Origin of the sequence: Sulfitobacter aestuariivivens (assembly GCF_014763045.1) — a bacterium.
Classification (GTDB): Bacteria; Pseudomonadota; Alphaproteobacteria; order Rhodobacterales; family Rhodobacteraceae; genus Sulfitobacter; species Sulfitobacter aestuariivivens.
The window spans coordinates 791,239-811,742 of record NZ_JACTAG010000001.1 but is presented as its reverse complement, the minus strand read 5'-3'; the positions used below and the strand labels follow the sequence as shown (position 1 = coordinate 811,742).

Annotated in this window: 20 protein-coding genes; 12 read left to right on the top strand and 8 right to left on the bottom strand. The window is 61.1% G+C overall.

Annotation, left to right across the window (positions count from 1 at the left end; translation table 11 throughout):
* Positions 1–113: 113 nt before the first annotated feature.
* The 3 genes from H9Q16_RS04010 to H9Q16_RS04000 are packed head-to-tail and all read left to right on the top strand — an operon-like array spanning position 114 to position 2,857.
* Positions 114–1,478 (top strand): DUF2927 domain-containing protein, encoded by a 1,365-nt coding sequence (locus H9Q16_RS04010; protein WP_191074064.1) that lies wholly within the window; start codon positions 114–116, stop codon positions 1,476–1,478.
* Between the two features lie 15 nt (positions 1,479–1,493).
* Positions 1,494–1,664: an apolipoprotein acyltransferase gene (locus tag H9Q16_RS04005; RefSeq protein WP_191074063.1), complete on the top strand. Its 171-nt coding sequence runs from the start codon at positions 1,494–1,496 to the stop codon at positions 1,662–1,664.
* A gap of 5 nt (positions 1,665–1,669) precedes the next feature.
* A complete protein-coding gene (locus H9Q16_RS04000; protein ID WP_191074062.1) occupies positions 1,670–2,857 on the top strand; it encodes a VWA domain-containing protein in 1,188 nt (395 codons plus the stop codon).
* Here the strand turns inward: H9Q16_RS04000 and H9Q16_RS03995 are convergent.
* The gene (locus tag H9Q16_RS03995) at positions 2,854–3,360 is read right to left on the bottom strand and encodes a DUF421 domain-containing protein (RefSeq protein ID WP_191074061.1); all 507 of its coding nucleotides are present in this window, start codon (positions 3,358–3,360) and stop codon (positions 2,854–2,856) included. The two genes, H9Q16_RS04000 and H9Q16_RS03995, sit on opposite strands and share 4 nt — an antisense overlap.
* A 53-nt stretch (positions 3,361–3,413) precedes the next feature.
* Between H9Q16_RS03995 and H9Q16_RS03990 the strand changes: the two genes are divergently transcribed.
* Positions 3,414–4,565: a cytochrome P450 gene (locus tag H9Q16_RS03990; protein WP_191074060.1), complete on the top strand. Its 1,152-nt coding sequence runs from the start codon at positions 3,414–3,416 to the stop codon at positions 4,563–4,565.
* 78 nt (positions 4,566–4,643) lie between these two features.
* Positions 4,644–5,327 carry a M48 family metalloprotease gene (locus H9Q16_RS03985; protein ID WP_191074059.1) on the top strand — a complete coding sequence of 228 codons (684 nt, stop codon included), beginning with the start codon at positions 4,644–4,646 and terminating at the stop codon, positions 5,325–5,327.
* A gap of 103 nt (positions 5,328–5,430) precedes the next feature.
* Here H9Q16_RS03985 and H9Q16_RS03980 read toward each other — a convergent pair whose 3' ends face one another.
* Genes H9Q16_RS03980 through H9Q16_RS03965 form a run of 4 tightly spaced genes read right to left on the bottom strand, consistent with a single transcriptional unit; the run spans position 5,431 to position 10,316 of the window.
* On the bottom strand, positions 5,431–5,979 hold the full coding sequence (locus tag H9Q16_RS03980) for an RSP_2648 family PIN domain-containing protein (protein ID WP_343067787.1): 549 nt from the start codon (positions 5,977–5,979) through the stop codon (positions 5,431–5,433).
* Positions 5,976–7,187: an RSP_2647 family RNA methyltransferase gene (locus tag H9Q16_RS03975; protein WP_191074058.1), complete on the bottom strand. Its 1,212-nt coding sequence runs from the start codon at positions 7,185–7,187 to the stop codon at positions 5,976–5,978. The genes H9Q16_RS03980 and H9Q16_RS03975 overlap by 4 nt, the downstream gene beginning before the upstream one ends.
* A gap of 50 nt (positions 7,188–7,237) precedes the next feature.
* Positions 7,238–7,507 carry a hypothetical protein gene (locus tag H9Q16_RS03970; protein ID WP_191074057.1) on the bottom strand — a complete coding sequence of 90 codons (270 nt, stop codon included), beginning with the start codon at positions 7,505–7,507 and terminating at the stop codon, positions 7,238–7,240.
* Positions 7,494–10,316, bottom strand: coding sequence for a [protein-PII] uridylyltransferase family protein (locus H9Q16_RS03965; protein ID WP_191074056.1), 2,823 nt, complete (start codon positions 10,314–10,316; stop codon positions 7,494–7,496). The genes H9Q16_RS03970 and H9Q16_RS03965 overlap by 14 nt, the downstream gene beginning before the upstream one ends.
* A 28-nt stretch (positions 10,317–10,344) precedes the next feature.
* On the opposite strand from H9Q16_RS03965, the gene H9Q16_RS03960 reads away from it, so the two are divergent.
* From H9Q16_RS03960 to H9Q16_RS03945, 4 genes are all read left to right on the top strand, one after another.
* On the top strand, positions 10,345–10,821 hold the full coding sequence (locus H9Q16_RS03960) for a YbaK/EbsC family protein (RefSeq protein WP_191074055.1): 477 nt from the start codon (positions 10,345–10,347) through the stop codon (positions 10,819–10,821).
* Positions 10,822–10,957: 136 nt separating this feature from the next.
* Complete coding sequence (locus H9Q16_RS03955) at positions 10,958–11,374, top strand: DUF2852 domain-containing protein (protein ID WP_191074054.1); 417 nt, start codon at positions 10,958–10,960, stop codon at positions 11,372–11,374.
* A 73-nt stretch (positions 11,375–11,447) separates the two neighbouring features.
* The gene (locus H9Q16_RS03950) at positions 11,448–11,879 is read left to right on the top strand and encodes an RDD family protein (RefSeq protein ID WP_191074053.1); all 432 of its coding nucleotides are present in this window, start codon (positions 11,448–11,450) and stop codon (positions 11,877–11,879) included.
* Positions 11,880–11,952: 73 nt separating this feature from the next.
* The gene (locus H9Q16_RS03945) at positions 11,953–12,774 is read left to right on the top strand and encodes an arginyltransferase (protein WP_191074052.1); all 822 of its coding nucleotides are present in this window, start codon (positions 11,953–11,955) and stop codon (positions 12,772–12,774) included.
* Positions 12,775–12,892: 118 nt separating this feature from the next.
* Here the strand turns inward: H9Q16_RS03945 and H9Q16_RS03940 are convergent, their stop codons facing one another.
* The 3 genes from H9Q16_RS03940 to H9Q16_RS03930 form a co-directional block, all read right to left on the bottom strand.
* Positions 12,893–15,247: a TRAP transporter large permease gene (locus H9Q16_RS03940; protein ID WP_191074051.1), complete on the bottom strand. Its 2,355-nt coding sequence runs from the start codon at positions 15,245–15,247 to the stop codon at positions 12,893–12,895.
* Positions 15,247–16,134 carry a TRAP transporter small permease subunit gene (locus H9Q16_RS03935; protein ID WP_191074050.1) on the bottom strand — a complete coding sequence of 296 codons (888 nt, stop codon included), beginning with the start codon at positions 16,132–16,134 and terminating at the stop codon, positions 15,247–15,249. The genes H9Q16_RS03940 and H9Q16_RS03935 overlap by 1 nt, the downstream gene beginning before the upstream one ends.
* Before the next feature lie 103 nt (positions 16,135–16,237).
* Positions 16,238–17,320 carry a TRAP transporter substrate-binding protein gene (locus H9Q16_RS03930; protein WP_191074049.1) on the bottom strand — a complete coding sequence of 361 codons (1,083 nt, stop codon included), beginning with the start codon at positions 17,318–17,320 and terminating at the stop codon, positions 16,238–16,240.
* A 252-nt stretch (positions 17,321–17,572) separates the two neighbouring features.
* Between H9Q16_RS03930 and H9Q16_RS03925 the strand changes: the two genes are divergently transcribed.
* Genes H9Q16_RS03925 through H9Q16_RS20730 form a run of 3 tightly spaced genes read left to right on the top strand, consistent with a single transcriptional unit; the run spans position 17,573 to position 20,422 of the window.
* Positions 17,573–18,997, top strand: a complete 1,425-nt coding sequence (locus tag H9Q16_RS03925) for a cache domain-containing protein (protein ID WP_191074048.1) — start codon at positions 17,573–17,575, stop codon at positions 18,995–18,997.
* Entirely contained in the window at positions 18,994–19,632 is a 639-nt protein-coding gene (locus H9Q16_RS03920) for a response regulator transcription factor (RefSeq protein ID WP_191074047.1), read from the top strand. The genes H9Q16_RS03925 and H9Q16_RS03920 overlap by 4 nt, the downstream gene beginning before the upstream one ends.
* Before the next feature lie 43 nt (positions 19,633–19,675).
* Positions 19,676–20,422 carry a methyl-accepting chemotaxis protein gene (locus H9Q16_RS20730; protein ID WP_191074046.1) on the top strand — a complete coding sequence of 249 codons (747 nt, stop codon included), beginning with the start codon at positions 19,676–19,678 and terminating at the stop codon, positions 20,420–20,422.
* Positions 20,423–20,504: the final 82 nt, after the last annotated feature.

The window sequence follows — 20,504 nt, the reverse complement described above, 5'->3', positions numbered from 1 at the left end:
GGCTCGATAAAGGGCAGGCAGGCAATGAATCGAAACTCCACCACAGATCCTGCGCAGCGCCCGCGTGCGCCGTCGATGCGCGCGCACCAAGCGCCACGTGCCACACGCCTGTTATGAAAGCGCGGTCGGTCCTCCCCCTTATATTGATGTTGAACGCCTGTGTTCCGGCATCCCAACCCGAGGTCGCAACCCGCAGCTTTGCTCCCTCGCAACAATCAACACTGCCCGCGATGAAAACCTTCACCGGCGGCACACCGGCCACGCCGGTCCTATCGAACAATGATCTTGCGCTCGATTTCATTGAACTGTCGTTCCAGATGGAAAGCGGCCGCGACCTCCCCGTCCTGACCCGCTTTGAAGGACCGATCAGCGTCCGGGTAACAGGCGCACCACCTGCAACCCTGAACCACGATCTCAGCCGCCTGATCGCCCGACTGCGCAGTGAGGCGCGGATCAACATCGGCTATACCACAAGTCCAGATGCCAATCTCACCATCCAGGCAGTCAGCCGCGCCGACATCCGCCGGGTCCTGCCTCAGGCCGCCTGCTTTGTCGCGCCAAACGTATCGTCGCTCTCTGAATACCGCAAAGCACGCCGTCACCCACGAACCAATTGGAGCCTCCTGAAAGAGCGCACAAAGATCGCCATTTTCCTGCCCAACGACGCCAGCCCGCAAGAGGTGCGCGACTGCCTGCATGAAGAGGTGGCACAAGCCCTTGGGCCGCTCAACGATCTCTACCGCCTGCCGGATTCCGTCTTTAACGACGACAACGTGCACACTGTGCTGACAGGGTTCGACATGCTGATCCTGCGCGCCTACTACGATCCCGCGCTGCGGTCCGGCATGACCCGCAGCCAGGTAGCCTCAAGGCTCCCTGCTGTCCTGGCCCGCATCCATCCACAGGGCGACGTGCGACAGGGCCGCTATGCCACCCGAACCCCCCGCGCATGGAGCATGGCCATCAAGACCGCCCTTGGTCGGTCGATTTCAGCCACCAGCCGGTTGCAGGCCGCACGTGAGGCCGTCCGCATCGCGACCGCAATGGGATGGCAGGACCACCGCCGCGCCTTTGCCCACTATGCGATGGGACGCGTGTTGCAAGCCAGTGACCCCGCAGCGGCGCAACATCAATACGTTCTGTCTGATCGTTTCTACGCCCGGACCCCCGGCACCAGTTTGCACCGCGCCTACGTCGCAACCCAACTCAGCGCATTTGCAATCTCCGAGGGGCGCGGCGCGGATGCCCTGTCCCTGATCCACCCCCATATCGCCACCGCACAAGCCAATGAAAACGCCGCCCTGCTCTCGACCCTGCTCCTGCTGCGCTCCGAAGCGCTGGACCTTCAGGACCGCCAAACCGAAGCGCGCAGCGTCAGGCTGGACAGCATCGGCTGGGCGCGATACGGCTTTGGCCCAGACTGGGCTGTGCGGGCCAAGATGCGCGAGATTGCATCGCTGAACCCGCGCAAAGGATAGGCGGACGGGGTTTCCATGGATGTTGTAATTGTCGCCGTCATCGGCGCATTGATTGGCGGTTACCTGGCCAAAAAACGCGGTGGCAACCGCAAAGATCTGGCCCAATATGCCGCTGTCTTCGCGATCCTCTTTGCCTTGGGCGGCCTGCTGTTGTCGATCCTTATCACCCGCATCATGGGGGGCTAGCCCGCGTGTTTCTGCCTTTCTTCGATCAGCTGCGCGCCCACAAGGTACCGGTGTCCATGCGCGAATTTCTGGCGTTTCTCGATGGGATGGCTGCCGGCATCGCAACCTACGACGTTGAGGCTTTCTATTATCTCGCCCGCGTCGCGATGGTGAAAGACGAGCGCAACATCGACAAATTCGATCGCGCATTCGCAGCGACCTTTAAAGGCTTGGAAAACATAACTCTGGACGACGTTCTTGAAGCTGTGGAAATCCCGCGCGACTGGCTTGAGAAAATGGCTGAAAAGCATCTCAGCGCAGAGGAAAAAGCTGAAATCGAAGCCTTAGGTGGCTTTGACAAGCTCATGGAAACGCTCAAGAAACGCCTTGAGGAACAAAAGGATCGGCATCAGGGCGGCAACAAATGGATCGGCACGGCTGGCACCTCGCCCTTCGGCGCCTATGGCTACAATCCCGAAGGCGTGCGGATTGGTCAAAAAGAAAGCCGCCACCAGCGCGCCACCAAAGTCTGGGACAAGCGCGAGTTCAAGAACCTGGACGACACCGTTGAACTGGGCACCCGCAACATTAAGGTCGCCCTCAAACGCCTGCGCCGCTGGGCCCGCGATGGCGCCGATGAGGAACTGGATCTGAACGGCACCATTCGCGCCACGGCCGAACACGGCTATCTAGACGTCAAAACCCGCCCCGAACGCCGCAACGCGGTCAAGGTATTGCTGTTTCTCGACATCGGCGGGTCCATGGACCCCCATGTGAAAGTCGTCGAGGAACTGTTCAGCGCGGCAAAGGCCGAATTCAAACACTTCGACCACTTCTATTTTCACAATTGCCTCTACGAAGGTGTCTGGCGCGACAACCGTCGCCGGTGGGACGCTCAGACCTCGACCCATGAAATCCTGCGCACTTATGGGCCTGATTATAAATGCATATTCGTCGGTGACGCCTCCATGTCGCCCTACGAAATCGCCTACCCCGGCGGGGCCAATGAACACTGGAACGCCGAAAGCGGTGCGACGTGGCTGACCCGCGCGCGCGATCAGTGGAACGCCAGTCTCTGGATCAACCCGGTACCCGAGAAGTACTGGCCCTATACGCAGTCCATCACCATGATCCAGGAACTACTGGGCCCCGACGCCATGGTGCCCATGACCCTCGAGGGCCTCAGCCGGGGCATGAAAACGCTGACTCGCTAAATCGTCGCGCGGACGCCCTGCAGGATTTCATCGTCAATGGCGCACTCCCCGTGCATCACTGACACATCGCCCGTCTGCTCGAATATCACGGCCTGCACGGTCTCAAGCTGCAGCACATTCGCCTCGCGCAGCTTGGCCATCAGATCAGCCCGGGTCATCTTGGCCGCAGCCAAATTGTCCTCCAGCACCTGAGACCCCCGCATGATCAGCAGGGGCGCATTGTCCATCGCATCCGCCGCGCGCTCCGATCCGACCCGCAGATGGGACAACACTGCCTGCACCGCAAAAAGGGCCGCAAGCGCGGCGATCCCGACCAGCGGCCCGGTGCTCTTGGTCACGATAACCGAGGCCAGAACGCTGCCCATCGCAACAGTGATGGCAAAATCATAACCCGACATCTTCGAGAACGACCGCAATCCGGCAAACCGCGTCAGTGCGATCAGCGCCACCACCATCACGACAGCATCGAAAAAGGGCCAGAGCAGGGCGGACAAAGTCGGCATGATGTTTCCGATCAGGGCTAGGCGGCAGCGACGCGCGCGATTACTCTTGGTACATGTCCAACGCGCCAGTCACACAAATTGATCCCGCCGCTTTTGCGGCCGACCCCTACCCGACCCTTGCGACCATGCGCCGCCAGGCGCCGATCACCTACGTGCCCCAGCTCGATGCCACCCTGATCACCCGCCGCAACGACATTCACGTGCAAGAAAAGCGGATCGATGTCTTCTCATCCCTCCAACCGGATGGGCTGATGACAAAGCTGATGGGTGAAAACATGATGCGCAAGGACGGTGACGCGCATGCACTAGAGCGGCGCGCGCTTTTTCCCGCGCTCAGCCCGCGCACCGTTGCAGACCACTGGAAACCGATGTTCAGGGCGGCAACGCAAAAGATCCTGAACGATCTGGCACCAAAAGGGGCCGGCGATCTGGTGACAGACTATGCCATGCCCGTCTCAGCTGCAGCGCTCATCGCCATCACCGGCCTCAGCCAGATGCAACCACGCGAAATGGACCGGGTGAGCCAGCACATGATCGACGGCTGCGCAAACTACGCAGGCGATCCGCAGATTGAGGCACGCTGCCACGCCGCAACAGCGCTGATCGATGATCATATTGACCGCATGCTGGCAGGTCCGCCGGCGAAAAGTGCGATTGCCGTCCAGCAAGCGGCCGGAGTGCCCGAACACAGTCTGCGCGCCAACGTCAAGCTGGTCATCTCCGGGGGCCAGAATGAACCGCGCGATGCCATCGCGGGCACCGTCTGGGCCCTTCTCAACCACCCCGACCAACTGCGCCGCATCCATGACCAGCAATCGACCTGGGCAGAGGCCTTTGGCGAATACGTCCGCTGGATCTCGCCTATCGGGATGTCCCCACGCGTCGTGGCCCGCGCAGAAACCGTAAGTGACGTCACATTTGACGCCGGTGACCGCGTGTTCCTGATGTTTTCATCAGCGGGCCGGGATGAGACACATTTCGACGCCCCTGACCGATACGACATCACCCGCGATACGTCCCCTGCCATCCCATTTGGCGCAGGCCCCCATTTCTGCGCCGGTGCCGCGGCCTCACGCTGCCTGATCACCGAAATTGCATTGCCCATGCTTTTTGACGCCCTGCCCAACCTGCGGCTGACAGGCACCGCCCCCTTTACGGGGTGGGCCTTCCGCGGTCCCACATCCGTGCCCGTTGCGTGGTCGTGACACCTTGGGTCTTTCACCCTTTTTCAAATACCTCTGCGCGCCGCTTGCCCCGGGCGCAATGCTCCCCATATTAACCTTATGATCCGCGTCCTGCCCATTCTGCTGGCGGTCCTCTACGGGCTTGCCATGTATCGCTTTTCCGCCTGGCGCACAGCGCGCGAACTGGATGCCAAATCAACCGAGCTGATGGATCCCGCGCTCAAGGACATGAGCGCCCGGATGGCGCGCGCGCTGGACCTGCCCCGCATCAAGGTGAACATCTATGAGATTGAACCGGTCAACGGCCTTGCCGCTCCGGACGGGCGCATTTTCATCACCCGCGGGTTCTATAACCGCTTCAAGTCCGGCGAGGTCACGGCCGAAGAGCTGGCCTCGGTCATCGCCCATGAATTGGGGCACGTCGCCCTTGGCCATTCACGCCGCCGCATGATCGACTTTTCCGGCCAAAACGCCATGCGCACGGTACTGGCCATGGTACTGGGCCGGTTCATTCCCTTTGTCGGGGTCTGGATTGCCAATATGATCACCACCCTTTTGGCCGCAAAACTTTCGCGGTCTGATGAATACGAGGCGGATGCCTATGCCGCCGCCCTGTTGACCAAGGCCGGTATCGGCGTCGCGCCGCAGATTTCACTGTTCCAGAAACTCGAAGCTCTGACCCAGACCAACCATGGCACCGCCCCGGCCTGGCTGCTGAGCCACCCCAAGACAGAAGAACGCATCGCGCATCTGAGGGGTCTTGAGGCGAAGTGGCACCAATAGACCTGCGGCGCTTTTCTGCAAAGGGGGTGCCGCCAAGACGGGGCTTGGCGGATGAGGGTCCTCGGACCCTCATACTCCCGAGGAATGTTCTGGCCAGAGAAAGTCAGCTCAGGGCTTTGCCAAATCGCGGCAATCGCGCTTTTTTCATCAAGGCGCGCATCTGCCAGTCGTCGCCCGATAGCGCCCGCGCCTGATCCAGAACACGCCCAGCAACCTGCCGAAGGACAGTGTCATGGGCGGGCCAGACCTGCATCAGGTAGCTGTCCGGGTCGATCCGCGTCAGCCCCTCTTCACCAAGAATACCGCGCGGAAAATCCTTTGCATTCAGGGTCATGATACTGTCCGCGCTGGCCGATACCGCGACGGCGAGCACGTGGATGTCATTCTCGTCCGGCAACCACAGCCGCGCTTCAAGGCCCGGTGCCGGTGCTTGTTCAGCATCCGGCCAGGCCGCCTGCAGCATCGCGATCTCGGCGCGGGCCTGCGCCTCGCCTGTGGGCCCCAGCTTGCGCGCCGCGCGCGCCCATTCTTCCAAGATCCGACCCGACCAGATGGGCTCGAACAGACCTGCGCGCGCGGCCCCCAGAACCACTTCGCGCATCACCGTGGGGTATAGCACGCAGGCATCAATCAGGATGCGCGGCGTACTCACAGGCCAAAGAAGAGGGATTTGAGGTATCCGCTTTCGGCCAGCTGCGGCAGTTGCGGATGGTCCGGCCCGGCAAAGCCTGTATGCAACAGCGTCGCGCGCCGCCCTGCACGGCCAATGCCCCGGACGCTGGCGTTGCGGAACTGCGCCAGATCAGCCGCGTGAGAACACGAGCACAGCCCGAGAATGCCGTTATCCGCCACAAGGGGTGCCGCCAGCCGCGCAATCCGCTCATAGGCACGCAAGCCTGCCTCCAGCGCGTTGCGTGATGGGGCAAAGGCCGGTGGATCACAGATCACCACGTCGAACTGCGCCCCTTCGCTGCGCAAGGCAGCCAGCGTGTCAAAGGCATCGCCCTGTCGCGTGGCAAAGCGTTCTTCGGCACCCATCGCCGCTGCACCCTGTGCTGCAAGCTCCAGCGCCGGCGCAGAGGCGTCAACGGCCAGTGCCTCCTGTGCGCCCGCTGCCAGCGCGGCCAGTGAGAACCCGCCCACATGGGCAAAAACATCCAGCACCCGCGCGCCGCGCGACAGCGATGCGGCAAAGGCATGATTGGGCCGCTGATCGTAGAAAAGGCCGGTCTTCTGTCCCCCCATCACGTCCGCCAAATAGGTGGCCCCGTTCATCGAAACGGCGATTGGGCCTTGCGGGGCAGCACCTGCCAAAACGCCGGACACATCATCGAGCCCTTCCAGCGCCCGCGTGCGTCCCGCGGCGTTCTTGATCACCACCGACACGCCGGTGACCTTGACCAACGCGGCACACAGCGGCGCAATCAGCGCCTCGGCCCAGGCCGCATTGGGTTGCAGCACACAGGTATCGCCAAAGCGATCAATGACCACCCCCGGCAATCCATCCGCTTCGGCATGAATGAGCCGGTAAAACGGCGCATCGAAGAGCCGTGCGCGCAGATCAAGCGCTTTGGCGATGCGCACCTCGAACCACGCCGCATCCAGCGCCGCCGAGGCATCCGTATCCAGCATCCGCGCCGCGATTTTCGAGGACGGGTTGACCGCAACCAGCCCCATCACCTGCCGCGCGCTGTCTTCCAGCACGGCAAGGGTCCCCGGCTCAAGCTTCTTGGTGCGCCGGTCCAGCACCATTTCATTTGCATAGACCCAGGGAAATCCATGCCGAATGGCACGGGCATTCGCCTTGGGCAACAATCGGACTGTCGGGCGCTCTGCGGGGGGGGAGATATCGGATGTCATGGCGCCCCCTCTACGCGTCTCGCCCGATGACCGAAAGCCCAAAGACGCCGCTAGTTCCGCGCACGCCCCCGCCATCCGCCGCGCCTGCGGGGGGCGGCCATGCCCGCCAACCCTTCGGTCAGCACCTCTGTCATCGGATGCGGCCCCTGATCGCGGTACCGCGCCAGCAACGCGCGGATCGCAGCACCGGTATCTTCTTCCACCGGCAGGCTGAGCGCCCAGTCGAGAAAAATGGTGCGGCACTCCGGCTTGCTGATCCCGTCAATGCGGTAGGATTCGTAGATCAGACCCTTGGGGTCCGACGCGTCACCTTTCTTCATTGCTGTCCTCCCTGCCCTGATACGCGCCAAGCGCGCGGTCGATGATACCCGCCGCCTGCGCATAGCTCTGCTGCATCTGCGTCTCAAGTTCAGCCAGCGTGTCGCTTTCCAGTGTCCGGCACAGAAATGCTGTGCCTGCCTGTCCCAGATCACGCACCGCCAAGGGACCGGCAGAAAGCAACCGTGTGGCGCATTGCAGCGCCCAGGCCAGCCTATAGGCAGCTTGCAAAGTTGCGGCCTCACCTGATCTGACGATATCCTGCGCTTCGGCCAGCGCAAGGCCCGACGCGATGGCGCGGTCCGCCTGACCGGCACTCAACGTGGCCCCTTGCGCCAACAACTCAATGTCCTGCAACCGGCCAGGTCCGATCTTGGCATCCCAGATGTCCTCGGGGGCCTTGGCCGCCGCGATCCGGGCCCGCATCGCGGCAACCTCGCCCATGACATGCGCCCTGCTTTGCCCAGATCCCAATATCTCGCGCCGCAACTGTTCCACGTCCCGGACCAGATCGTGGGGCCCCGCGACAACCGCAGCCCGCGTCAGCGCCAGATGCTCCCAAACCCAGGCCTGCGTTTTCTGGTAGCTTTCAAAACTGCCAAGACTGGTGGCCACAGGGCCCTGATTGCCCGAAGGCCGCAATCGCATGTCGATCTCATAAAGCCGCCCCTGCGCCATGGGTGCGGTCATCGCAGTGATCATGGCCTGCGTCAGCCGTGCATAGTAAAGCCGGGCCGCCAGCGGGCGTTTCCCGTCAGAGCTTTCGACGCCCTGCGCGTCATAGATCACGATCATGTCGAGATCGGAGGTCGCGTTGAGCCGACCCGCCCCCAGCGACCCCATGCCCAGCAACACCGCACCGCGCCCCGGCGGCGGCCCGTGCCGTGTTGCAAACTGATCGCCCACCACCGGCCAAAGCGCGCGCAGGACCGATCGCGCCAGATCAGCGTATTGCGCGCCCGCAACCTCGGGCGCGATCAGCCCGCGCAGCAAATGCACGCCGATGCGAAAATGCCATTCGCGCGCCCATCGGCGCGTGCCGTCAAGCCGGGCCTCGTAATCCGGCTCGCGGGAAAGCTCGGCCTGCAGCATCGCGGCCAACGCGTCTTCGCCAGGCCAGTCGGAAAAGAAATCCCCCCCGATCACCGCATCAAACACGCCCGCATTGCGCGACAGATGGGCCGCCAGCGCGGGCGAGGTGCTAACGATATCAATCAGCAGATCCGCCAGCTGCGGATTCGCCTTGAGCAGCGAAAACAGCTGAACCCCCGCAGGCAGTCCCGCAAGAAACCCGTCAAAGGCAAGCAGCGCCTCATCCGGCTTGCCCGCCGCAGCAAGACGCGCCAGCAAATCGGGCTTGAGCCGCTTGAATATTTCAGAGCCCCTTTCACTGCGCAGTGCCGGATAGCTTGGCCAGCGGTCCAGTACCTTGGCGTCAAAGATATGTGCTGCGGGCACGTCCCGCGCCGGTGCAGGCGCGCGCGAGGCGGCAAAGAAGCCTTCGGTGATCTCATGCACTGCGCCAAGCCGGGTGCGCAGATCGGCCTTGAGGTCATGGGTGTCCATATCAACCATGCAGGCCAGCCGATCAAATCCTGCATCCGACTGGGGCAGCAGATGGGTCTGGGCGTCCTGCACCATCTGCTGGCGGTGCTCGATCATCCGGTGCGCCCGATAGTGGTCCTGCAGCGCCTCAGCGGCATGACTGGGGACCCACCCCTTTTCGGCCAGCGCATCAAGGCCCCCGCAGGTGTCGCGCACCCGCAGGTCAGGGTCGCGCCCGCCTGAAATCAACTGACGGGTCTGAGTGAAAAACTCGATCTCCCGAATGCCGCCCCGGCCCAGTTTCATGTCATGACCGGGCAATGTGATCGCCCCGCCCAGCCCTTTATGTTCGCGAATGGCCAGCCGCATGTCGTGGGCATCCTGAATGGCGGCAAAATCAAGGTGTTTGCGCCAGACAAACGGACGCAGCGTTTCAAGAAAACGTGCGCCCGCCTCCAGATCGCCCGCGCAGGGCCGCGCCTTGATATAGGCGGCACGCTCCCAGGTACGTCCCAGGCTTTCGTAATAGTTCTCGGCGGCCGCCATCGCCATGCAGACCGGGGTCACCGCGGGGTCCGGCCTAAGCCGCAGATCCGTGCGAAAGACATAGCCATCAGCGGTGCGGTCATTCAGCAGACCGCTCATCGTGCGGGTGGCGCGGACAAAGGCACTGCGGGCCGCGTGAAAGTCATCCCGATCAAACCGGGTTTCGTCAAAAAGACAAATCAGGTCGATATCGGAGGAATAATTCAGCTCTCCCGCGCCCATCTTGCCCATCGCCAGCACCACCATGCCAGCGGCATCGTGCAGGTCATCCTCTGTCATCCCCGGCACTTTTCCACGCCGGATCTGCGGGGTAAGACCGGCCCGCAAGGCCGACTGGCAAGCGGCATCGGCGAAATCCGTCAGCGCACGGGTCACCTCTTCAAGGCCCCATGCCCCCCCAAGATCGGCTAGCGCTGTCATCAGCGCCACGCGACGCTTGGCCTGCCGCAGATGTGCCGCGATGCCTTCGGGCGGATGCGCGGCGGCTGTGCCAATCACCCGGGCGACAGCGCCGTGCGGATCCTCAGCGGCCTGCTGCAGCCATGACGCCTCTTTCTCAAGAAGCCCCAACAGATAGGGCGCCGTCGAGGCCGCGTTCACGGCCAGTGTTCTGGCGTCCCTGTCCAGTGCCGCCACCAACGCCTCCGCGTCCTCTGCCCGGCCCGCATGATAGCGGCGCGGCATGCGGGTCATTAACGTGGAAAGCGAAGCAGTTGTCATGCGTCCAGCATTGCGGCACAACCGGGCCATGAGCAAGAGCCTCGCGCGCGTGCGCAAAGCATTGACCGACGCAGGCGTCGACGTCGACATCCGCGAAACGGCGCTGGCACGCACGGCGGCGGACGCGGCACATGCCGTGAATTGCGAGGTCGATCAGATCGCCAAGTCGATCATCTTTTGCGGCCAGCACAGCGGGGCAGCCCTGTTGTTTATCACCGCCGGGGGCAATCAGGTGGATGCCACGCGCGCCGCCGATCTTGCACAAGAGCCCCTGGGCAAGGCAGACGCCGCCCTGATCCGCGCCCAAACCGGCTTTGCAATTGGCGGCGTGGCCCCTGTCGGGCACCTGACCCCACCCCGCGCCTGGGTCGATCCGCGGCTGCTGGAATTCGACATGATCTGGGCCGCTGCAGGCACGCCGCACCATGTCTTTTGTCTGAGCCCGGCCAAAATCGTGGAACTTTCCGGTGCACAAGTCGCTGATTTTACGTCTTTATCCAAATAAATGTAAAAACCTTTCACATTTACTCTTGCAACACAGAGATCGAATCCCAATCTTGGTAATGTGAAAGGCATTCACATAAGACCTTCCACCGCAACAGGGCCGCAACATGGCCTCTTGATACGAAAGGCTTGATCATATGAACACCATCACCTCCGATGCCGGTTACTCCTCGCAGCCCTCCTGGTTTGCGCGTGCCGAGAACTGGCTGGATGACAAGGGCAAAGGCGCGTGGATTGCCGCTATGGTCCTTGGTTTCATTCTCTTCTGGCCCGTTGGCCTCGCCCTTCTGATGTACATGATCTGGAGCAAACGCATGTTTTCCGGCAAATCCTGCGCCCGCCGCGGCAAATCCTTCTCACTGCCCACACGCAACACCGGCAACGCCGCTTTTGACGCCTACAAGGCCGACACGCTGCGCCGCCTGGAAGAAGAGCAGACCAACTTCGAGGCCTTCCTCGAGCGTCTGCGCGAAGCCAAGGACAAGGCAGAGTTCGACCAGTTCATGGACGAACGCGCCAGCCGGACCCGCGACGACGGCACAGCCGAGGCATAAGACCCAAACCATCCTCCCCCCGCCTCCCGGACCTGTCCGGGGGGCACCTTCCAGTTTGACACGAGAACCCCCAATGACCCGCCTGCCTGATCCCGACATACAACCGCAATTCTATGAGGGCGTCCCGCTCAAGCGTCTGATCGCATGGGTGGTGGACATCGTGCTGATCGCGGTGATCTGCGTGCTCATCGTACCCTTCACGGCCTTCACCGGCATTTTCTTCTTTCCGCTCCTGATGCTCGTCGTGGGGTTTGTCTACCGGGTGATGACGATTGCCAATTCATCGGCAACCTGGGGCATGCGCCTGATGGCGATCGAACTGCGCGATGGCCGGGACCAGAAATTTGACCTTGGCCAGGCCTTTGCCCACACCCTGGGCTATACGGTAAGCGTGGCCATGCCGCCCTTGCAGCTGATCTCGGTGGTGTTGATGGCCACCACCGCGCGGGGACAGGGACTGACCGACATGGTCCTGTCCGCAACAGCGCTGAACAGACGCCGGTAAGACTTCCCCGGAAAACGGGACTTGGCCCTGCTGAGGGGGGTTGATATCATCAACCCAAACCACCGGGAATCCCATGCGCCACACCCTCCCTCTGACGCCGCAGTTCTATGTGACAGCGCCGCAGCCGTGTCCCTACCTTGAGGGCCGGATGGAGCGTAAGTTGTTCACGGCCCTGCAAGGCGAAAACGCAGCAGAGCTGAACGACAGCCTGTCAGCGCAGGGGTTTCGCCGCTCACAAAATGTGCTCTACCGACCTTCCTGCGCGGACTGCGCGGCCTGTCTTTCTGCACGGATCGACGTGGCCGCCTTTACACCCAGCCGCAGCCAGCGCCGCATACTGCGCCGCAGCTCAAAACTGGAACGGCGCGCCACGTCGCCCTGGGCCACCGAAGACCAATACGCGCTCTTTCGACGCTATCTGGACAGTCGCCATGCCGATGGCGGCATGGCAGATATGGATGTCTTTGAATTCGCAGCCATGATCGAGGAAACGCCGATCCGCAGTCGCGTGATCGAATACACCGATCCCGACACGGACGCGCTTATCGGTGTGTGCCTGACAGATGTTCTGGGGGACGGGGTCAGCATGGTCTATTCCTTCTACACCCCGGACCGGCCCAGAGACGGGCTTGGCAACTACATCATCCTCGATCATATCGACATCGCCCGTGAGGCGGGTCTGCCCTATGTCTATCTGGGCTACTGGGTGCCCGGCAGTCAGAAAATGGGCTACAAGGCCCGCTTTTCGGGATTGGAAGTGTATCTGGGCGGCAGTTGGCAAAAGCTGAAGGATCCCGAAAGCTTTGAGCCTGATACGCACCCTTTAAGCAATGATCCCATTGCGGAGCAGGTCGCGAATATCGCGCTGCCAGATATGGCCCGCACCCGCGACTAAGACGATCTTTTGAGTAAGATCGGCCCGAATTCGATATCCTTGCACACCATCGCACGAGCCATCGTTTTCTTTGAAAGAAAACGGTCGGAAACTTTGAAAGTTTCCGATCTGCGTTTCATCAGTTCGGGATCAGATCCGGCACAATCGTCACAATTGACGGGAACAGCCACAAGATCGCCAGCCCCAACACCTGGATCAGCACAAACGGAATGATCCCGCGGTAGATGTGCCCCGTCGTCACCTGCGGCGGTGCCACACCGCGCAGATAGAACAGCGCAAACCCGAAGGGTGGTGTCAGGAACGACGTCTGCAGGTTCACCGCGATCATGATCGTGACCCACTTGGGGTCGAACGTCCCGCCATAAATCACCGGGCCCACAATCGGGATCACGATGTAGATGATCTCAAGGAAATCCAGCACAAATCCAAGGATGAACAGCACCAGCATCACGATGAGGAACACCGTCAGCTCGTTGTCAAAACTCTTGAGGAACTGCTGGATGTAATGCTCCCCCCCGAACGAGATCACCACCAGGTTCAGCAATTGCGAGCCGATGAGGATGGTAAAGACCATCGACGTCACCTTGGCAGTCTCACGCACCACCGGCGTCAGCACACCCGAGCTGTAGAGGATCCAGCACGAAAAGAAGAGCCCGAAGAGCGCATAAAGATAGGCCGCGTAGGCCGCAATGAAGGCGATCCAGTTTTCAAAGCCCACGTTCTCCTGATTGATCCGCAGATCAAAATTCACACCGATCAGGATACAGATGATGATCGCCAGCGTGGACCAGATGATCACCTTAGGGCTGCGGTCCAGATCTTTCAGCTTGCGGTAGGCCGCCAGCATGATCGCACCACCCGCCCCCAGCGCCGCTGCGGGCGTCGGGTTGGTGATTCCACCAAGGATCGATCCCAGCACCGCGATGATCAGCACCAGCGGCGGAAAGACCACACGAATGAGCTCGTTCTTGGCACAATGGCCAATCGCATGAGTGACCCCGTAGAGCACCAGTGCAAAGGGGATCGCCATCAGCACCACGGTCATACCTGGCGAGGTCAGCGGCCCCACCAGCACAATGTCTGTCAATGCGGCAAGCACCAGCCCGACACCCCCGATCAGGAAAGGCCGGCTGCTGGCGGACGGCGACACACCCCGGCCCACCGCAAGGATCAGACCAAAGAGCACGAGAAAGACCGCGATGCCCGTTCCGATGGGGGCCGCTGCGGCCACCTTTGCGTCAAGGGCCGCAACCAGTTCTTCTTCCGTCAGTCGCTCCGACTGCGCCACGCCGCCCGCGTCGTCAATCGCCGACTGCTGGGCAAGGGCGGCATCCCACGCGTCCTGCCCGTGCAACTCAATCATGGAGGCCGCACATTCAGGCCCCACGTTCGTGCGCAGCGACGCCGTCTGTCCACTGTCCGAAAAGCTGGAAATGGTCGTCGATTGACTACCCACCAGCCCAAGATTGCCCAGTACGACAACACCGATGATCAGTGCGGCAGGCACACCCAGGAACCATGTGAAGGCCTCATTGCGGGTCACGGGCTCTGAATTCGTGGACCCCATCGGCACCGCCGGCGCCTTTTCGGGGTTCAGCAACGCATAGCCAAAGGCATAAAGCGCATAAAGCAGCGCCAGCATGATCCCCGGCAGCAATGCCGCCTGGAAAAGCGTGCCCACGGACACAACCGCAGGCTCTCCGAGGAACGTCAGCGCATCGGTACAGCCAGCGGCCGCCGCGCGCTGTTCCTGTGCCGCGGAATACAGATCCCCCGCCAGCGTTCCCAACAGAACAATCACGATAGAGGGCGGAATAATCTGCCCCAGCGTACCCGAAGCCGCAATGACCCCGGTGGCAATTTCAGGCGAATAATTGTTGCGCAGCATCGTTGGCAGCGCGAGCAGCCCCATCGTCACAACCGTGGCGCCAACGATCCCTGTAGAGGCCGCAAGAAACGCACCCACCACAACAATGGACACAGCCAGACCGCCCGGCAACGGGCCAAAGACACGCGCCATCGTCGTCAGCAGATCATTGGCAATCTTCGAACGCTCCAGCGTGATCCCCATCAGCACGAACATCAGCACCGCCAGCAGCGTCTCGATGGACTGACCGGCCAGCACACGTTCGTTGATGCGGTTGACGATAAAGCTGACGTTGCGGTCCAGCGCCACTTCCCAACCCTGCGGGAACACCGGTTCACCGACGCGCGGTAAATCAGGGTATCGGAACTGGGATATCGCGTCCGGCTTTACGCCGCTGGCCACCAGATCGCGGAATGCCTGACTGCCGGTGTCAACGGCCTGATGGATCAACAGCCCGGCACTGTCGAGTGCCGCAATGATCCCGAAAGAGATGATGCCCGCTCCGCCAATGGCAAAGGCCACCGGAAAGCCGCTCAGAATACCGCCAAACAGGCAGACAAAGACGATGATCAGGCCAATTTCGACCCCATCCAGACCAAACAGCATCAGTGCGTCCCCTCGTAGGCTTCTTCGCCTTCACCAAGGCTGTCTTTGTCAAGATACTTGTCCTTGCTCTTCGGTCCTTCGCGCAACTCGAGGTACGACCGATAAAGCGTTGCAATGGCTTGCAAAAACACCATCAGGCAGAAGAGGCACAACAGCACCTTGAACAGGAAGTAGGCGTTGAACCCGTTGGGCGAAAACCCAATGGTTTCGACATTCCAGCGCAGCGCGCGGGACTTCATCAGCATCCGGTCCAGCGCATCCGACGCCGAAGGCTTCGGCACGATCAGGTGCCGCCACATGAAGTACCAGCCGTAAATCCATGTAAGAATTGCCAAAGGCATCATAAAAAACACCGCGCCGAACATATCGACGATCTTTTTAGTGCGCCACTTGGCACCGGCATAAAAGAGGTCAACGCGGACGTGACTGCCCTGCACGAACGTATAGGCACAGCACAGGCACACGACGATCGCGTTATAGAGCTTCAGCTCTTCCGCCCACCAGCTTACATCGAAGGTGAAAACCTTGCCGAATCCGATTGAAATATCAGCGGCCGTAAACACCCGCTGCAAAAGCACAATAATGATCTGTTGCAGGACCATCAGCAAACCGGCCCAGGCCGCAATGCGGCCTACCGTGTTGGAGACTGCTTCAAGGCCAATCGTGACCTTCCACAGGAACGAATGCCGCCACAGCCCGATGGCTGTTACGATCAATAAAATAACGAAGATGACGTAGAAAAGCTCTGATGACCCGCCGTAATAGACAAAGCGCGACAGCGCTTCCTTGTCAGTCCAGTCAAGCCACAAACCCGGATGCGTGATCGCATAGGCCAGATTGTAGAACGCCATGACCACATTGGTCAAAAACGACCCAATCACTTCCATACCAAAGCCCCCCTGTCAGATGCGGCCCGCTTGTCGCGGGTCCTGCGCGGGCAAGGGCCTGCGCTGCAGCAGGCCCTCCCCATTATTGTGTCACCTCAAAGGGTTAGCCGGTAATCCGGTCACGCTGTGCGCGGTAGGCCCCTTCGGACTTTGTCAGCCAGCCAGACGACGCGGACATGGAGGCCTCGTAGGAGGTGCGGATCTTGTCATAGATCTCGTCGCCATTGTACTGGTCCTTGGTCTCGGCCGCCGCAGCACCCATTGCATCCCAGACAGTGTCGGGGAATTCCAGAACCTTCACACCGCCGGACTGCAGACGCTGCAGCGCCGCACCGTTGTTGTTCAGGAACTGTGCCAGGTTCCACTGGTGACACTCGCCCGCCGCGATCTCGATGATCTTCTGCTGGGCGGGTGTCAGGCTGTCAAAGACATCGCGGTTGGTGGCAAGGGACAGACCCGCGCCCGGCTCGTGCATGCCGGCGGTGTAGTAGATCTTGGTGATCTCCTGGAAACCGGCCTTTTCGTCAGCCCAGGGGCCGATCCACTCGGTACCGTCCAGCGCACCAGATGCCAGCGCCTGATACACTTCTGCACCAGGAAGGTTCTGAACGGAGGCGCCCATCTTGCCCAGCACTTCACCGCCCATACCGGGCATACGGAACTTCAGACCGTTAAAGTCTTCCGGGCCGCTGATCTCATTGCGGAACCAGCCGCCAGCCTGCGCGCCGGTGTTGCCCGCAAGGAAGGACTTCAGACCAAAGATCTGACCCAGCTCGTCATGCAGCGCCATACCGTCGCCATGGTAGTACCAGTTTGCCAGTTCCTGTGCGGTCATGCCGAAGGGAACGGATGTATAGTAGAAATAGCCCGGATGCTGACCCCCGAAGTAATAGTCAGCAGCGTGATACATGTCAGCCTGACCGGCGGTCACGGCGTCGAATACTTCAAACGCACCAACAAGTTCGCCAGCCGCTTTGATCTCAATGGTCAAAGAACCATCGGACATGGCATTGATGCTGTCGGCAACGCGCTGTGCGGCGTCAAACACGCCTGCAAGGCCGCGGCCCCAGGATGTGACCATGGTCAACGTGCGGTGGCCAGCGGCGTAGGCCGGGGCTGCCAGTGTGGTGGTTGCAGCGGCGGCACCGCCTACTGCGGATGTCTTCAAAAATGAACGACGGTCCATATAGGATACTCCTCCCGAATTTGGATTGCCCACGATGCATTTTTCGCCCGCAGGTCGTTACAAGTAGCGCCACACTAACGAGCAGGTCAGAATATGAAATACCTACTACTGCGTAGCCTGCGCCGAAATCGCTGAAATATTGGGCAATTTGCATGTTTTCGGGGTCCGGCTACCGGTCGGACAACAGGATTGTTTCGCCTTCACGATCGCTAATCCCTTTGATTCGCGCGGCACTTCGCATACGAATCGCCCATGGCGCGCCGCTTGTCCCAATTCATGCCCAGCTATGGTCAGAAACTGACCCTGCTGGCTGCCGTTCCGCTGATCCTGGCTGTGGCCGCGATCGCGGGCGTGGTGGCCTGGCAGGCCCGTGCGCTGGCCGAACGCGAGATTTCCACCCTCGAGGGCCAGTTGATCGAGGCCAAGAAGGCCGAGCTGCGCAACTACGTGACACAGGCCCGTAACGGTTTCTATTTCATCTACGGATCTGCCCCGCCTGACGACGAAGACGCCAAGGCCCGCGTCAGCCAGATCCTCGCGGCGATGATCTATGGCGACGAAGGGCAGTTTTTTGTCTATGACTATGACGGCACCGCCCTTGTCTCCCCGCGTCACACCCACAGAATCACCCGCAACTGGGCTGGCGATACCGACGCCGAAGGCACACCCATTGTCGATGAGCTGATCCGCATCGCCCGTAACGGTGCGGGCTATCACACCTATATGTGGCCAAAGCTCTCGACGGGTGAAGACGCGCGGATGATTTCCTATGTGGTCGGCCTGCAGGATTGGCGGTGGGCAGTTGGCACCAGCGTCTTTATCGATGATGTCGTGGGCTCCGTCGCCATCGCCCGCGCCGATGTCGAGGCGCGGGTCGAACGGACGTTTGTCTACATCGGTGCCATTGCACTGGCGGCACTTCTGGCGGTCTTTGGCACCGGCATGCTGATCAACCTGCGCGAACGCAGGCTGGCCGATGCCAAGCTGAAAAAGCTGACCCAGCGGGTTTTTGACGCACAGGAAGAAGAACGCGGCCGCGTGGCCCGTGAATTGCACGACGGCATCAGCCAGATCCTTGTCGGCGTGCGGTATGCCCTCGACAATGCCCGTCGTCGGCTTGAAAGAGGCGCGAAGAACGCCGAAGAACCCCTTGGAAAAGGGATAGAATCTCTGGGCGAGGCTATTACCGAAGTCCGGCGCATCAGCCGCGACCTGCGCCCCGGCGTGTTGGATGATCTGGGCCTTGGTCCGGCGCTCAAAACGCTCACAAGCGACTTTCAGGCCCGCACTGGCATCACCTGCCACTTTGATACGGTGGTCTTCCGCAATCGTCTGGATAACGACGCCAAGATCGCCCTCTACCGCATTGCGCAAGAAGCCCTGACCAACGTCGAGCGACATTCAGGGGCCACCGAGGTTGAGATTGACATCCGCGGCCACCGACGCGGCGCGTCTCTCAGGATCACTGACAACGGATGCGGATTGCCGACATCGCAACGGGGTGGCAATCCGGGCCTCGGCCTGCGCAACATGCAGGAACGCATGGACCAGCTCGGCGGCACGCTGACCATCCGCGAAGCAGCCGGCGGCGGCACCTCTATTGAAGCCACCGTCCCACTCAGCCATATGCTGACCCCTGAAAGTGCATCACCCGTCCAGAAAGTCGCCGCCGAATGACCATCCGTGTCGCCATTGTTGATGACCACCCCATGGTGGCCGAAGGCATCCAGTCCATTCTCGAAAGCTATGATGATGTGGAGGTTGTCGGCACCCTGCCTCACGGCCGCGCCATCATCGATCAACTCGACAGGCTGACACCGGACGTGATCCTGATGGATCTCAACATGCCCGAAATCGGTGGCCTCTCCGCGACCGAAATCGTGCTCGAACGCCGTCCCGAAACCCGCGTCGTGATCCTGTCCATGCACGACAATGCCGAATACATCGACAGCGCGCTCAGCCACGGTGCCATGGGGTATCTTCTAAAAGACGTGCCCACGGACGAAATCAAGCAGGCCATCGACACTGTTATGGCGGGAGATCGTTATCTGTGCACCGGCGCCCAGGGCAGCCTTGCCCCCAAGCCCGGCGGCGCCCGCGAGGCGCTGACCGAACGCGAACAGACCATCCTGCTGCAACTTGCACAGGGCAAGTCGAACAAACAGGTGGCCTACGACCTCGACATCTCCGTCCGGACGGTCGAGACGCATCGCAAGAACATCAAACGCAAATTGGGCATATCCTCCACCGCCGGGCTGACCCGATATGCGCTGGAACACGGTGTGCTGCAGGGCACCGGCGTCGCCTTCTGATCCAACTCATCGAATATTAGGGTTTCCCGGCAAGACTGGCTGAATGAACCAGCATTCCCCGCCCTGTCCGGGTGACGTCCTGCAAAACCACCCGTTCGAGGACATCCGCCGCGTCATCGACCGCGTGGCAACAATGCGCGCGCGCAACATCCGGATCGCGCTTTTTGCGGCGATGATCTGCCGGCCAAACCCACAGGCGCCCAATTCGCCGACAGAGCGGGCGCATTACCTTGAAATACTGGCCCGACAAATCGATATCATCACCGGCGTCTGCAACACCCTCAGCAACGGGGTTCCGCTGGAGGATACGCCACCTGACCTGTGCAACTGGATCTACAGCATTGCGCAACAGCAGCCGGAAAACCTCGCGATGATCCTGCGACTGAAAACCCTCTCTGTGGACCTTCTGAGGGCTGTCAGAACAAACAGCCCGGACCAACACACCGTCCTTGCCCGGCATTTCAAACTTGGGCGCGGGGGATACTTTGGCGCTGTCACATCAATTTGCGATGGGTTCTGGGACGACCTCGCCCGCGAACACAAATCGCAACTGGAAACCGCGCGCCACGCAGCAGATCAGCTTGCCCATCGCCTCGCACGGCTGCAACACATTGGAAAACACGTGCGCCTTGTCTCGCTGAACGCAAGCGTCGAAGCTGCGCGCGCGGGTGACGCCGGAAAGGGGCTGATGGTTGTCGCGCATGAATTCCGGTCACTGGCCGAGGAAATTCAACAACTCGCGAAGGATGCCCATGACGATGTGAATGAGGCATATCGCACCGGGAATTAGGCAAAATTGCGCGCCTGCGCCCGTGAGCGCAAGAATATGTCGTGGAAATCACCTTTGGCGACACAAATTTCGCGATTTGCCT

Bases quoted from the DNA above. Each gene is read 5' to 3' on its own strand.
- H9Q16_RS04010 (WP_191074064.1), top strand. From the start codon at position 114: ATGAAAGCGCGGTCGGTCCTCCCCCTTATATTGATGTTGAACGCCTGT.
- H9Q16_RS04005 (WP_191074063.1), top strand. From the start codon at position 1,494: ATGGATGTTGTAATTGTCGCCGTCATCGGCGCATTGATTGGCGGTTAC.
- H9Q16_RS03995 (WP_191074061.1), bottom strand. From the start codon at position 3,360: ATGCCGACTTTGTCCGCCCTGCTCTGGCCCTTTTTCGATGCTGTCGTG.
- H9Q16_RS03990 (WP_191074060.1), top strand. From the start codon at position 3,414: ATGTCCAACGCGCCAGTCACACAAATTGATCCCGCCGCTTTTGCGGCC.
- H9Q16_RS03985 (WP_191074059.1), top strand. From the start codon at position 4,644: ATGATCCGCGTCCTGCCCATTCTGCTGGCGGTCCTCTACGGGCTTGCC.
- H9Q16_RS03975 (WP_191074058.1), bottom strand. From the start codon at position 7,187: ATGACATCCGATATCTCCCCCCCCGCAGAGCGCCCGACAGTCCGATTG.
- H9Q16_RS03970 (WP_191074057.1), bottom strand. From the start codon at position 7,507: ATGAAGAAAGGTGACGCGTCGGACCCCAAGGGTCTGATCTACGAATCC.
- H9Q16_RS03965 (WP_191074056.1), bottom strand. From the start codon at position 10,316: ATGACAACTGCTTCGCTTTCCACGTTAATGACCCGCATGCCGCGCCGC.
- H9Q16_RS03960 (WP_191074055.1), top strand. From the start codon at position 10,345: ATGAGCAAGAGCCTCGCGCGCGTGCGCAAAGCATTGACCGACGCAGGC.
- H9Q16_RS03955 (WP_191074054.1), top strand. From the start codon at position 10,958: ATGAACACCATCACCTCCGATGCCGGTTACTCCTCGCAGCCCTCCTGG.
- H9Q16_RS03950 (WP_191074053.1), top strand. From the start codon at position 11,448: ATGACCCGCCTGCCTGATCCCGACATACAACCGCAATTCTATGAGGGC.
- H9Q16_RS03945 (WP_191074052.1), top strand. From the start codon at position 11,953: ATGCGCCACACCCTCCCTCTGACGCCGCAGTTCTATGTGACAGCGCCG.
- H9Q16_RS03940 (WP_191074051.1), bottom strand. From the start codon at position 15,247: ATGCTGTTTGGTCTGGATGGGGTCGAAATTGGCCTGATCATCGTCTTT.
- H9Q16_RS03935 (WP_191074050.1), bottom strand. From the start codon at position 16,134: ATGGAAGTGATTGGGTCGTTTTTGACCAATGTGGTCATGGCGTTCTAC.
- H9Q16_RS03930 (WP_191074049.1), bottom strand. From the start codon at position 17,320: ATGGACCGTCGTTCATTTTTGAAGACATCCGCAGTAGGCGGTGCCGCC.
- H9Q16_RS03925 (WP_191074048.1), top strand. From the start codon at position 17,573: ATGGCGCGCCGCTTGTCCCAATTCATGCCCAGCTATGGTCAGAAACTG.
- H9Q16_RS03920 (WP_191074047.1), top strand. From the start codon at position 18,994: ATGACCATCCGTGTCGCCATTGTTGATGACCACCCCATGGTGGCCGAA.
- H9Q16_RS20730 (WP_191074046.1), top strand. From the start codon at position 19,676: ATGAACCAGCATTCCCCGCCCTGTCCGGGTGACGTCCTGCAAAACCAC.